Annotated in this window: 11 protein-coding genes; 7 read left to right on the top strand and 4 right to left on the bottom strand. The window is 61.1% G+C overall.

Going from position 1 to position 12,541, the window contains the following annotated elements:
* Position 1 precedes the first annotated feature (1 nt).
* From sufD to AC3YOG_RS07795, 5 genes are all read left to right on the top strand, one after another.
* The gene (gene sufD, locus AC3YOG_RS07815; RefSeq protein WP_164854795.1) at positions 2-1,195 is read left to right on the top strand and encodes a Fe-S cluster assembly protein SufD; all 1,194 of its coding nucleotides are present in this window, start codon (positions 2-4) and stop codon (positions 1,193-1,195) included.
* A 96-nt stretch (positions 1,196-1,291) separates the two neighbouring features.
* A complete protein-coding gene (locus tag AC3YOG_RS07810; RefSeq protein WP_127752957.1) occupies positions 1,292-2,512 on the top strand; it encodes a cysteine desulfurase in 1,221 nt (406 codons plus the stop codon).
* A gap of 15 nt (positions 2,513-2,527) precedes the next feature.
* On the top strand, positions 2,528-2,929 hold the full coding sequence (locus AC3YOG_RS07805) for an SUF system Fe-S cluster assembly protein (protein WP_127752958.1): 402 nt from the start codon (positions 2,528-2,530) through the stop codon (positions 2,927-2,929).
* Positions 2,930-2,982: 53 nt separating this feature from the next.
* Positions 2,983-3,363, top strand: a complete 381-nt coding sequence (locus tag AC3YOG_RS07800; RefSeq protein WP_489934695.1) for a HesB/IscA family protein — start codon at positions 2,983-2,985, stop codon at positions 3,361-3,363.
* 73 nt (positions 3,364-3,436) lie between these two features.
* Positions 3,437-4,705: a 3-phosphoshikimate 1-carboxyvinyltransferase gene (locus tag AC3YOG_RS07795; RefSeq protein ID WP_489934694.1), complete on the top strand. Its 1,269-nt coding sequence runs from the start codon at positions 3,437-3,439 to the stop codon at positions 4,703-4,705.
* A gap of 119 nt (positions 4,706-4,824) precedes the next feature.
* Here AC3YOG_RS07795 and AC3YOG_RS07790 read toward each other — a convergent pair whose 3' ends face one another.
* Positions 4,825-6,342 carry a DEAD/DEAH box helicase gene (locus AC3YOG_RS07790; RefSeq protein ID WP_489934693.1) on the bottom strand — a complete coding sequence of 506 codons (1,518 nt, stop codon included), beginning with the start codon at positions 6,340-6,342 and terminating at the stop codon, positions 4,825-4,827.
* 353 nt (positions 6,343-6,695) lie between these two features.
* Positions 6,696-8,717, bottom strand: coding sequence for a DNA topoisomerase IV subunit B (gene parE, locus AC3YOG_RS07785; protein WP_489934692.1), 2,022 nt, complete (start codon positions 8,715-8,717; stop codon positions 6,696-6,698).
* Positions 8,718-8,987: 270 nt separating this feature from the next.
* Between parE and AC3YOG_RS07780 the strand changes: the two genes are divergently transcribed.
* Positions 8,988-9,308 carry a hypothetical protein gene (locus tag AC3YOG_RS07780; RefSeq protein WP_127752962.1) on the top strand — a complete coding sequence of 107 codons (321 nt, stop codon included), beginning with the start codon at positions 8,988-8,990 and terminating at the stop codon, positions 9,306-9,308.
* A 466-nt stretch (positions 9,309-9,774) separates the two neighbouring features.
* Positions 9,775-10,431: a PilZ domain-containing protein gene (locus tag AC3YOG_RS07775; protein ID WP_489934691.1), complete on the top strand. Its 657-nt coding sequence runs from the start codon at positions 9,775-9,777 to the stop codon at positions 10,429-10,431.
* Positions 10,432-10,495: 64 nt separating this feature from the next.
* Here the strand turns inward: AC3YOG_RS07775 and glnA are convergent, their stop codons facing one another.
* On the bottom strand, positions 10,496-11,905 hold the full coding sequence (glnA, locus tag AC3YOG_RS07770) for a type I glutamate--ammonia ligase (protein WP_127752964.1): 1,410 nt from the start codon (positions 11,903-11,905) through the stop codon (positions 10,496-10,498).
* Between the two features lie 51 nt (positions 11,906-11,956).
* Positions 11,957-12,295 carry a P-II family nitrogen regulator gene (locus AC3YOG_RS07765; RefSeq protein ID WP_035079039.1) on the bottom strand — a complete coding sequence of 113 codons (339 nt, stop codon included), beginning with the start codon at positions 12,293-12,295 and terminating at the stop codon, positions 11,957-11,959.
* Positions 12,296-12,541 lie beyond the last annotated feature (246 nt).

Here is a 12,541-nt window from a genome sequence, read left to right as displayed (position 1 = left end):
AATGCGGCTGAGTGCCGCCGAAGAAACTCTAATCGCCCAGCTCAAGGGCGCCGGTGCGGAAGCGGCGGCCGAGCGGATCACTGCGGCTGGCCTGCCGACCCGCCGGGTCGAAAGCTACCACTACACCGATCTTAAGAGCCTGTTGCGGTCCGTGCCGCCACTAGCTGAGGCTGCTAACGCTGCCGAGGCGCCGGCGCTGCGGATTGCTGGGGCTTATCAGGTTACCATCGTCAACGGTCGCGTTCAGGCCGCTCCGGCGGCCCCGGCGGGTGTCGTTGTCGGCAAGTCGGAAGGGGATGTGCTCTCCGCGCGCGATGATGTGCTGGTGCACCTCAACACCGCCCTCGCTCCCGAGAGCCTCAACCTGCATATCGACGGCGTAGTCGAGCAGGTCATCCATATCGATCGGCGTTCGGATGGACCGGCCGCTCATTCCGCGAGCGCGGTGAAGATCTTTGTGGCCGAGAGCGCCAAGGTTACCGTCATCGAGACCTATCTTGGGTCCAACGAAGCTCATATCGGCAATCACGCGACCTTCCTTGCTGTCGGCACCGGCGCCAACGTGACCCACATCACGGTTGACCTGTCGGCCCGCGCCGCGACGCATTTCGCTACCAACCAGTATGAGATCGGGCCAGCCGCCAACCTGCGCACCCTGGCGATCCACTCGGGTGCCGCCTTGTCGAGGACGCAGCTCTTTGCCCGCTTCTCGGGTGAAAATGCCCATGCCGATTTCACCGGCCTCAACCTGGTGGATGACGACAAGCACTGCGACATCACCCTCGACGTGCACCATGCGGTGCCGAACACGACCTCTCAGGAGATGTTCAAGCAGATCGCCCGCGGACGGTCCAAGGCCGTGTTCCAGGGCCGGATCGTCGTGGCTCGCGACGCGCAGAAGACTGACGCCAAGATGATGATGCAGGGCCTGATGCTCTCTGATCAGGCCGAGATCCTCTCCAAGCCGGAGCTTGAGATCTATGCCGACGACGTCGTCTGCGGCCACGGCTCCACCTGTGGTGAGCTGAACGCTGACTGGCTCTTCTACTTGATGAGCCGCGGTATTCCCCGGGCGCAGGCCGAGACCATGCTGGTCCGCGGCTTCCTTGCCGAGGTGCTTGATCCGATCGAGGATGAGGCACTCAACACCGTGCTCAACGGCATTGTGGATGCCTGGCTGCTGAACGGCCACTAGGCCCTGATCCGAGGTGTGACGCAGGACGTGCCACACCTCGTTCGTTATTCGCCGAGATGGGCGAGGCGGGTGCAATGCCCGTACGAAAGCTGAACCATGACCTTCAACCTGCAAAAAGTCCGCGCCGATTTTCCGATCCTGTCCGAGCAGATCCACGGCAAGCGTCTGGTGTTCCTTGATAGCGGCGCCTCGGCACAAAAGCCGGTGCAGGTGCTGGACCGTATGGATCACGCCTTCCGCCACGAATACGCCAATGTCCATCGCGGCCTGCACACACTGGCGAACCGTGCGACCGAGGCCTTTGAGGGCGGTCGCTCCGCCGTGCAAAAGTTCCTCAATGCGGGTCGCGCCGAGGAGATCATCTTCACCCGTTCGGCTACCGAGGCGATCAATCTTGTCGCCGCCTCCTTCGCGGGTCCGCGCATCGGAGAAGGCGACGAGATCGTGTTGTCCATGCTCGAGCACCATTCCAACATTGTGCCCTGGCACTTCCATCGCGAGCGCAAGGGTGCGGTGTTGCGCTGGGTAGATGTTCGCGACGACGGCTCGTTTGATCTTGATGCTTTCGCGGCCTCGCTGACGCCTCGCACCCGCATGGTTGCCATAACGCATATGAGCAATGTCACCGGCACGGTGACGCCCATCAAGCAGATCATCGAGATCGCCCATGCCCGCGGCATCCCCGTGTTGGTTGATGGTAGCCAAGGTGCGGTGCACACTGCTGTCGACGTGCAGGATCTGGATGCTGACTTTTACGTAATGACCGGCCACAAGCTCTATGGTCCGACTGGTATCGGAGTGCTCTACGGCAAGTATGATCTACTCGCGGAAATGCAGCCCTATCAGGGTGGCGGCGAGATGATCGAAACGGTCACGACTGAGGGCGTGACCTACGACGAGCCGCCTCACCGCTTTGAGGCTGGCACCCCACCCATCGTGCAGGCAATTGGTCTCGGGGCCGCGCTGAACTACATGGAAGCCCTTGGTCGCGGTGCCATTGCGTCCCATGAGGCAGAGGTTGCCGCCTATGCCCAGGAACGGCTCAGCCGCATCAATTCCCTGCGCCTGATAGGCACTGCGCCAGGCAAGGGCGGCATCTTCTCCTTCGAGATTGCCGGCGCGCATGCCCACGACGTCGCTACGATCCTTGATCGTTACGGCATTGCGGTACGTGCTGGTACCCACTGCGCCATGCCACTGCTGCAGCGTTTCGGCGTCACCTCTACCTGCCGGGCCTCCTTCGCCCTATATAATGGGACCGATGATGTCGACGCGCTGGTGGATGGCATCGAGCGCGCCCAGAAATTTTTCGCGTAAGCCGCGAGGACACCTATGACCGACCAAGCCGAAGCTACCGCCGTCGACGATACTGCCGAAACCTCCGTGCGGATCAATCCCACGGTTTCTTCCGCTATTCCCGAGGGTGAGGTCGAGCGCATTACGGCTGACCTGATCGCGGCGCTCAAGACCGTGTACGATCCGGAGATCCCGGTGGACATCTATGAGCTGGGCCTCATCTACAAGGTCGATCTGGATGACAACCGCAACCTCACCATCGACATGACGCTGACGGCCCCCGGGTGCCCGGTGGCGGGCGAAATGCCTGGCTGGGTTGAGAACGCCGCCCGCGCGGTGGAAGGGGTTCAGGATGTCACTGTCAACATGGTGTTTGATCCCCCGTGGGATGCCTCCCGCATGAGCGAAGAAGCTCAAGTGGCGTTGAACTGGTGGTAATCTGGGCCGTTAAGGTCTATATATCGTGAAACACCGATAAAGGTCGCTGCCCTATGCCCTTCAAGATCATGTCCTTGAGCGATGCCGCTGCCGAGCGTATCGCCGAGATCATCGAAGACTCTGAAAAGCCGGTTATCGGCTTGCGCGTGGGTATCAAGAACGCGGGCTGCGCTGGTGTGTCCTATACGATGGACTACGTCTCCGAGCCGGTACCAGGCGATGACCATGTGAGCGACTACGGGGTGGACGTGTGGGTTGATCCCAAAGCCACCATGTATCTCCTCGGCACGGTGATGGACTTTGAGCAGACCAAGATGGGCGCAAGCTTCACCTTCAAGAACCCCAACCAAACCGGCGCTTGCGGCTGCGGTGAGAGCGTCACCCTCAAGCCCGCGGACCTCAAGGCAATCGCCGAAGCGCGGGCCGGAGCCTGACGCGGCTTTGCCGCCGTTGAGCTAAAGTCTGTGGCGATTGCATCGTGACCGCGGATGGCCTAACAGCGGCGTCATGCGCCATCCACTTCCACCCGCCCTCACTATCGTCCCACCAGACCGCCCGCTGACCGGGCATGTTTCGCCCCCCGGCTCCAAATCCATCACCAATCGAGCCTTGTTGCTGGCTGCGCTGGCGAACGGCACCAGCAGGATCACCGGCGCGCTGAAAAGCAAGGACACCGTCTTGATGGCGGCAGCTCTTCGCCAGATGGGCGTCCTCGTGGACGAACCTGATCCAACCACCTTTCTTGTGACCAGTTCCGGGCGGCTTCAGGCCCCAGCCGAACCCCTGTTCCTGGGCAATGCCGGGACGGCGACGCGCTTCCTCACGGCTGCCGCAGCGACCATCAACGGTACGATCGTCGTTGATGGTGACGAGGACATGCGCCTCCGGCCCATTCGGCCACTGGTTGAAGCGCTGCAGTCCCTCAGTATCGATGCAGCGACACCTACCGGTTGCCCACCCGTCACTATCAATGGCACGGGCCAGTTCGGCAAAGGCCGGGTAGAAATCGACGCCTCGCTTTCGAGCCAGTATGTCTCGGCTTTGTTGATGGCGGCTCCCTTCGGCGATGGAGCGATCGAGGTCGCGCTTGCGGGTGCGGACATTGGTGCGCGCGGCTATGTTGATCTCACCCTGGCCGCCATGCGGGCCTTCGGCGCTGACGTGGCGCAGCAGGGAGAAGGTGCCTGGATAGTTCAGCCTACCGGCTATAAGGCAACCGACTTCCAGGTTGAGCCCGATGCCTCGGCTGCCACTTACCTGTGGGGCATCCAAGCCCTGACCAAGGGGACCATCGACCTTGGCGTCGCCGCTGAAGCCTTCACGCAGCCCGACGCTGCTGCCCGCGCCGTGCTCGCGCAGTACCCCGATATGCCCGCAGTGATTGACGGTTCGCAGATGCAGGATGCTGTTCCGACGCTTGCCGTCGTGGCGGCTTTCAACCGGACGCCTGTCCGCTTTGTCGGAATCGCCAATCTGCGCGTCAAGGAAACCGACCGTATCCGCGCGGTCGCGAACGAGCTTAACCGTATTCGCCCCGGGTTAGCGGTAGAGGAGGGGGATGATCTTGTGGTCAATGCAGACCCGGGCTTGGCCGGTCAGGCGCTGCCTGCACGCATCGAGACCTATCATGATCATCGTATCGCCATGAGCTTTGCCCTGGCGGGTCTGATGATCCGTGACGTCACCATCATGGATCCCGCCTGCACGAGCAAGACCTATCCCGCTTTCTGGGAAATGCTCGAGGGGCTCGGAGTGGAACTCCTTCCCACCACCTAAACCCGTCGCGCCAAAAACGCCATTAGCCCGCAAGTGAAAACTTGCGGGCTGATGGCTTTAATCGAAGTATCAAACAGTGCTGGGGCTTTCACCCCGAAGCTGTTGTTCGCGGCTCAAGCCTAGCGAGCGGTGGACCGGAGCAGGAACGCCGGGATGGGGCCGTCAGTGCCAAAGGGGGACTGCGGGTCAACGCCGAGGTCTTCGGGCGCAGGCCGACGCGCATTGGGGCGCTGCCTCGACTCGGATTCACCTTGTGCCTCGGCCTTCTCACGGCGCCGCGGCCGACGACCGCCGCGGCCCTCCGACGGCTCGCTGGCAGGCTGTTCCGCTTCAGCAGGGCTAGTTGTTGCGGGTGCTTCTGCCGGCTGTCCGGCCACCTCTTCAGGTGCAGCTGCTTCCGCCTCGGGCCTCGCAGGCCGGCGGCCGCCGCGGCGCGTGCGTTGCGGACGGGTGCGGGTTGTCCCCTCCGTCTGCTCCTCGGAAGCCTCAGGCGCGGACTTCCCGTTCCCGGGCACATCCAGCCATTCGATGGGCTTCTGGATGAGTTTCAGAATGGCATCGAGGTGCTTGCTGTCCGCCGGCGTTACAAAGGTATAGGCCACGCCCGAGCGCCCGGCCCGACCGGTGCGGCCGATGCGGTGGACATAGTCTTCGGCATGCACGGGAACATCGAAATTGAACACATGGCTGACGGCCGGGATATCGAGGCCACGGGCAGCAACATCGCTGGCCACCAGCAGCGTCAGGCGATCATTCTTGAAGGCGTCGAGCGTTTCGGTGCGGCTCTTCTGGTCCATGTCACCGTGCAGTGCGCCAACGCTGAAGCCGTGCCGCTCGAGCGAACGGGCAAGGGTGGCGACATCGCGCTTGCGATTGCAGAAAATGATCGCGTTGGTAAGGTTTTCCGCCTCGGAAATGCGAGCACGCAGCGAGGCGCGCTTTTCTTCGGGCTTGGACGACACCTTCACCAGCTTCTGGTCGATCGTGTCTGCCGTTGAACTCTGGCGCGAAACCTGAACGTGAACCGGGTCCTTGAGGAACTTCTTGGTCAGACGCTCGATCTCTTTGGACATGGTCGCCGAGAACAACATGGTCTGGCGCCGAGCGGGCAGCCGCGAGCAGATTTTCTCGATGTCGTCGATAAAGCCCATGTCGAGCATGCGATCGGCTTCATCGATGACGAGGATTTCAACGCCCGTCAGCAGAATGCGGCCGCGATCGATCTGATCAAGCAGGCGTCCTGGCGTGGCGATCAGGACGTCCACGCCGCGGTCGAGCTTCTTGTTTTGGTCTTCAAACGAAACGCCGCCGATGATCAGGGCCATCGTGATGCGGTGGTTCTTGCCGTACTTCTCGAAGTTCTCGGCGACCTGAGCCGCCAGTTCGCGCGTGGGCTCAAGGATCAGCGTGCGGGGCATGCGGGCGCGAGCGCGGCCATTCTCCAGCAGCGTCAACATCGGAAGCACAAAGGATGCCGTCTTGCCGGTACCTGTCTGGGCAATGCCGATCAGGTCTTTCTTTTCCAGCAGATGGGGAATTGCCTGGGCCTGAATTTCGGTCGGCTTGGTATAACCTGCGGCAGTCACCGCGTCGGTGACCTTGGTTGACAGGCCAAGTCCGGAAAAATCGTCGCTCAAATTCGGTCGTTCCACTCAAAAGTTTGCCCGCTGCCAGATCCGTTCGAACTGCTCGAAACGGTGCATCGGGAATGGTGTCGCACCGGTTCCCAGAACCGGAACAGTTGCGTCACTTGCGGACCAAAAGGGCTAAGCTCGAACGCGTCCGCGTACACACATCAGGCCAATCGGGCGGGAGTGCAGGAACTGCAAAGCGACGGAATGGCCCTGAAACAATTTCAGCCACGCCAGCGAAGGCTCCCTGAAGACCGCCTTAAATGCCGGCAAGCCGGAATATGCTCCAGCGGGCCGGACCATAGCGCAAAGCCCTTTCAAGTCAACGGCTTTGCGGTCGATAAGCTTAACTGGGTGCTTTACACGTCCAGGTCGGTGACGAATGCCGCATTTTCTTGGATGAAGTCGAACCTTGCCTCGGGTCGATTGCCCATCAACCTGTCGACGCTGGACTTCGTTGCATCTTGCGTGTCGATCACCTTGACCTGCAGCAATGTGCGGGACTTGGGCGACATGGTTGTTTCGCGCAGATGCGCAAATGGCATTTCACCCAGGCCCTTGAAGCGGGTGACGTCAACCTTGCCTTTGCCCGTGAACTCGGTGGCCATGAGCTCGTTCTTGTGCGCGTCGTCGCGGGCATAAAGCGTCTTGGCGCCCTGGCTGATGCGATAAAGCGGGGGTAGCGCGAGGAAGAGGTGCCCGCCCTCGATCAGTTTGGGCATTTCTTGGAAGAAGAACGTCATCAACAGCGAAGCAATATGAGCGCCATCGACATCGGCGTCAGTCATCAGGATGATTTTGTCGTAGCGCAGATCATCGTCGCGATAGCGGTCACGAGTGCCGCAGCCGAGGGCTTGGATGATGTCCTGAATGATCTGGCTGGAGGCGAGCTTGTCCCGGCTGGCGCCTGCCACGTTAAGAATTTTACCGCGGAGCGGCAGCACGGCCTGGCTCTGCCGGTTACGTGCCTGCTTGGCACTGCCGCCGGCGCTATCACCTTCAACGATAAAGAGTTCAGCCCCTTGCGCGGCAGTTTGCGTGCAATCGGCAAGTTTACCGGGCAGGCGCAGCTTGCGCGTTGCACTGGCGCGGTCGATCTCTTTTTCCTTGCGCCGCCGCATGCGCTCTTCGGCGCGTTCAACCGCCCAGTCCAGCAGCTTGCCAGCCTGGTTGGGGGAAGCGGCCAGCCAATGGTCAAAGGCATCGCGGATGGCCGTGTCGACGATCCGGGTCGCTTCGCCGGAGGCCAGCTTGTCCTTGGTTTGCCCAACGAATTCGGGCTCTCGGACGAACACGGAGAGCATGGCGTTGCAGTGCGCGAACAGGTCCTCGGCCGTCACATTGGCGGCCGCCTTGTTCTTGGTCAGCTCGGCATAGTTCTTGAGACCGCGCAGCAGGGCAGTCCGCAGCCCAGTCTCATGGGTGCCGCCATCCGGCGTGGGCACGGTGTTGCAGTAGGACGCAACGCCGCCATCTCCAAGGGTCCAGGCGATAGCCCACTCGGTCGCGCCGTGCGTACCAGGCTTTCCGTGGCTGCCTGAGAAAATGTCATCGACGATCCGGGTTTCTCCGGCAATCCGGTCGGCCATGAAGTCGCGCAGGCCGCCGGGATAGTGAAAGACTGCGCGAGCGGGGGCGTCGTCGCTGGCTAGCTCCTCGTCGCAGCTCCAGCGCAGTTCCACGCCGCCAAAGAGATAAGCCTTGGCGCGCGTCATCTTGAACAGGCGTGCCGCCGAGAAGCGGGCGCCTTCGCCAAAGATCTGCGGATCGGGATGGAAGCGCGTGGTGGTGCCGCGCCGGTTGTTTATTCGGCCCAGATGCTGGATGTCGCCAACCGGCTTGCCACGCGAGAATTGCAGACGGTGCAGCTGCTGTTCGCGCGCGACTTCCACCACCATGTCGTCCGAGAGGGCGTTCACGACTGAAACGCCGACGCCGTGCAGGCCGCCGGAGGTCTCATAGGCTTTCGAATCGAACTTGCCGCCGGCATGCAGGACGGTGTGGACGATTTCGAGCGTCGAGCGATTGGGGAACTTCGGGTGGGTTTCGACGGGGATGCCGCGGCCGTTGTCGGAAACGGTGATATAGCCGTCGGCGCCCAGATGGACCTCAATACGGCTGGCGTGGCCGGCGATCGCCTCGTCCATGGAGTTGTCGATCACCTCGGCAAAGAGGTGGTGCAGGGCGTTGATGTCGGTGCCGCCGATATACATGCCCGGACGGCGCCGGACCGGCTCAAGTCCTTCCAGTACCTCAATATCTGCGGCGGAATAGTCGTGCTGCGCGGGCGCTTGGCGCGCAGCTGGCTGGCTACGCTCAACAGGCGCGGGTGCACTTGCTAACTCAGCTGCAGCTGCAAAAAGGTCTTCGACTTCCGACATGTTCCCCGTCTGCCGAATCGGCGTGTTCACTGTTGGTACCATATTGCGGTTACGCAAGCGCGCCCGCCCCATTCATGTAAGGCGCTTTCCCCAGATGAACAGTACATGAACGAAATCTGAACGGCTCGCGCAAGCCGCCGCTTGCCGCAGGCGAGCTTAACCACAGATCCCTCAATGATCGGTGAGCGAACACCCGGCAACTGCCCATTGGCGGTTGACGTTGGTGAAACATATTGACCTGCAAGCTGCGACAGGACCGAAGGTAAAGCCATGAACAAAGCGCTGCCAACTCTGATGGCACTGGTCTTGACGCTTGGTGTGGTCGTGGCCCCGCTGCCGGCACAGGCGCAGTTCGGGATCTTTTTCGGTGACGAGGAGCGCGATTTTCTTCTTGGCCCGATGCTGTGCCTTGATGAGCGCCAGGTTCGCCAGTCGGTCGAGGCGCAGGGCTATAGCGATGTGTTCCTCAACGTACCCTATGACGAGCATATCCAAGTGCGGGCGACCCGCGACGGGTGGGTTTATCTGCTCGACTACAACTACTGCACTGCCGAGATCGAATCGGTCGAGCGGCTGCGCCCCGCGCAATAGCGGGCGGGAGTTGTCCCAGTATCGGGCGACGCATTTACCAAGCCTTTGCTTCTTGGCAGCACTTTTTTAAAGGCGCGCTGCTAGAACAAGGGTCATACGGTTTTGTGTTTGGAGTTGCCGTATGCGAGCTCAAAGGGATTGTCGTACTGCGTATCAAGCGGTCCCGATAAGCTCGGTTGCTATCGACGTTTGGCCTTATGCCGGATCAGGTATTGCGTACCGGCTGGTCAATCTGTCGGCCCCCCGTTGGGGCGTTGTGGCGTTGATATCAACGCTGTTCTATCTGGTTTAGTGAGCAGCAATCCCGCTCTGCGGGATGCCTTGGCCTGCCTTTCAGCTTCATTCTCCGCCAGCCATTAACCTCCGCTGAAGCCTGCCTTGCAGATGGCGGGAACGGGTGAGGCGCCGCGCGACTTCAACCTTGCGCAGTTAACCTAGGTAACGAAGCTGCGCGGAGGATTTCACCGTGCTGCCGAACCTGGACAAACTTGTGCCCCAGCTCAAGTCCGTGTTCGATCGTCAGGAACTGCGCCTGACCGCGAACCTGGAAGGGCGCTACGCCATAACCGAAAGACGCAGCAGGATCATCGAGCGCTTGCCGGTCTTCGCGTGCCGGCTTTGCTCGATCTCGCCCAATGACGCGATCGTCAAAGCGCCGGTATCAGGCGCTGAGGGCGAGCGCGTTTCAGTCTACTTCAATGCTTTCGGCATTCTGCCTGCCCAAGTCTGCAGGGGGCTGCCGGATGGCTTTGAAATGGCCTTTGAGCTCGGTCAGGCCGAGCGGGAGAACCTTGCGGCCAAGATAGTCTGGCACAAGCGCTTGAGCGAAGGCGGATTGACCGAAGCCCGTGAATTTCCCCGGGTCGTTCCAGAAAACGCGGCCAGCATGGTGACGCTGCCAAGCGGGGAGCAGGAGCACTGCGTGGTGGCCGATATTTCCCGCTCGGGTGCTGCCGTGCTGACCGCGTGCCGGCCCGGTATTGGCACGCCTGTCGCACTGGGCCGCATGATCGGCCGCGTCGTGCGCCACACGGCTGAGGGCTTTGCCCTCCAGTTTCTCCAGATCCAGGATGCAAACCGGCTCGAAGAGATGCTGCTGCCGCCTAAGGCGAGCAAGCGCTAGGGCAGGGGCTCCCCCGATAGGAGAAAGGGGCCTTGCGGCCCCCTTCCCAGTTTTGGTGTTCGGCTTAGGCCGAGTAGTACATCTCGTACTCGACGGGATGGGGGGTCTGCTCGAACTTGATCACTTCGGTCATCTTCAGCTCGATATAGCTGTCGATCTGATCGTTGTCGAAGACGCCGCCAGCCAGCAGGAACTCGCGATCCTTGTTGAGGCTGTCGAGGGCTTCGCGCAGCGAGCCGCAAACATGCGGGATCTGCATCAGCTCCTGGCGGGGCAGCTCGTACAGGTCCTTGTCCATCGGATCGCCGGGATGGATCTTGTTCTTGATGCCGTCGAGGCCAGCCATCAGCATGGCCGAGAAGGCCAGGTATGGGTTCGCCAGCGGATCGGGGAAGCGGATCTCGATGCGCTTGGACTTCGGCGACTGACCGAAGGGGATACGGCAAGAGGCCGAACGGTTACGGGCCGAGTAGGCCAGCAGAACCGGAGCTTCAAAACCAGGCACCAGGCGCTTGTAGCTGTTGGTGGTGGGGTTGGTGAAGGCGTTGATGGCCTTGGCGTGCTTGATGATGCCGCCGATGTAGTACAGGGCTTCCATCGAGAGGCCGGCATACTGGTCACCAGCAAACAGCGGCTTGCCGTCGCGCCAGATCGACTGATGGCAGTGCATGCCCGAGCCGTTGTCGCCAAAGATTGGCTTGGGCATGAAGGTCACGGTCTTGCCGTAGGCGTTGGCAACCTGGTGGATGACATACTTGTAGATCTGTACGTCATCGGCAGCCTTGATCATCGGGGCAAACTTGATCCCGAGTTCGTGCTGGGCAGAAGCCACTTCGTGGTGGTGCTTTTCAACCACAACGCCCATGTCGGCCATTGCAGCGAGCATTTCGCTGCGGATGTCCTGCGCGCTGTCGAGCGGCGGCACGGGGAAGTAGCCCTTCTTGAGGCCGATATGGTGGCCATTGTTGCCGCCTTCATAGGCGGTGTCGTTGTTGGATGGGAGTTCGGGGTGATCAACCTCGAAGCCAACCTTGAACGGGGTGTTGGAGTACTTCACGTCGTCGAACATGAAGAATTCGGGCTCGGCCCCGAACATGACGCTGTCACCAATACCGGACGCCTTAAGATAGGCCTCGGCCTTCTTGGCGGTGGTGCGGGGATCGCGGGTATAGGGCTGGTAGGTCAGGGGATCGAGAATGTCGCAGTTGATGGCGAGGGTCGATGCACCAAAGAACGGGTCCATATAGGCCGAGTTCGGATCGGGCATCAGCACCATGTCGCTCTCGTTGATGGCCTTCCAGCCACCGATCGAGGAGCCGTCGAACATGGTGCCTTCTTCGAAGATGTCCTCATCGACGACGCTCACGTCCATGGTGACGTGCTGCAGCTTGCCGCGCGGGTCGGTAAAGCGCAGGTCGACATACTTGATGTTCTCGTCCTTGATGCGCTTGAGGATATCGCTTGCGGTAGTCATTAAGTCTTCCCCTGTTTGGATCGGATGTTGGTTGATGGCCTCGCGCGCTGCTTAAAGCGCGTCGTCGCCAAATTCGCCGGTGCGGATGCGGATGGCCTGCTCGATGGAATAGACAAAGATCTTGCCATCGCCGATGCGCCCGGTTTGTGCTGCGTTGCGGATCGCTTCGATCGCCTTCTCGGCCAGCTCGTCGGGGCATACGACCTCGACTTTGACCTTGGGCAGAAAGTCCACGACATATTCGGCGCCGCGATAGAGTTCGGTATGACCCTTCTGGCGCCCAAAGCCTTTGGCTTCGGTCACCGTGATGCCTTGCAGGCCGACTTCCTGCAGGGCCTCTTTGACCTCGTCCAGCTTGAACGGCTTTACGATGGCCTCGATCTTTTTCACGTGTGCCTCCACTTGCTACGATAGGCTGGTACCGCCTCACAGTATGCATGACCCGTGCCAACCCAAAGGGAAAGCCCAAAACGTAAGCTTTTGCCGTCCTTTGCGGCGAAATCGCTGGGGAAAGGGGGCGGGCTGGAGCCAGGAATGAGCAGTTTTCATGCTCCATGCACAAAAAGCGGGCAGGCGACAGGTTCGCAAGAGGGCGAGCCGAGCCCGCAACGGCCTCAATCAAGCTTTGACTGCCGT

The sequence above is a fragment of the Devosia sp. Z6_126 genome (genome assembly GCF_058133495.1).
Note: the sequence above shows the minus strand (reverse complement) of the source record. Positions and strands in the feature narration are given on the sequence as shown.

What these genes read in the sequence shown, in the direction of transcription:
- AC3YOG_RS07805 (WP_127752958.1), top strand. Translation starts at nt 2,528, where the DNA reads ATGACCGACCAAGCCGAAGCTACCGCCGTCGACGATACTGCCGAAACC.
- AC3YOG_RS07810 (WP_127752957.1), top strand. Translation starts at nt 1,292, where the DNA reads ATGACCTTCAACCTGCAAAAAGTCCGCGCCGATTTTCCGATCCTGTCC.
- sufD (WP_164854795.1), top strand. Translation starts at nt 2, where the DNA reads ATGCGGCTGAGTGCCGCCGAAGAAACTCTAATCGCCCAGCTCAAGGGC.
- AC3YOG_RS07780 (WP_127752962.1), top strand. Translation starts at nt 8,988, where the DNA reads ATGAACAAAGCGCTGCCAACTCTGATGGCACTGGTCTTGACGCTTGGT.
- AC3YOG_RS07795 (WP_489934694.1), top strand. Translation starts at nt 3,437, where the DNA reads ATGCGCCATCCACTTCCACCCGCCCTCACTATCGTCCCACCAGACCGC.
- AC3YOG_RS07800 (WP_489934695.1), top strand. Translation starts at nt 2,983, where the DNA reads ATGCCCTTCAAGATCATGTCCTTGAGCGATGCCGCTGCCGAGCGTATC.
- parE (WP_489934692.1), bottom strand. Translation starts at nt 8,717, where the DNA reads ATGTCGGAAGTCGAAGACCTTTTTGCAGCTGCAGCTGAGTTAGCAAGT.
- glnA (WP_127752964.1), bottom strand. Translation starts at nt 11,905, where the DNA reads ATGACTACCGCAAGCGATATCCTCAAGCGCATCAAGGACGAGAACATC.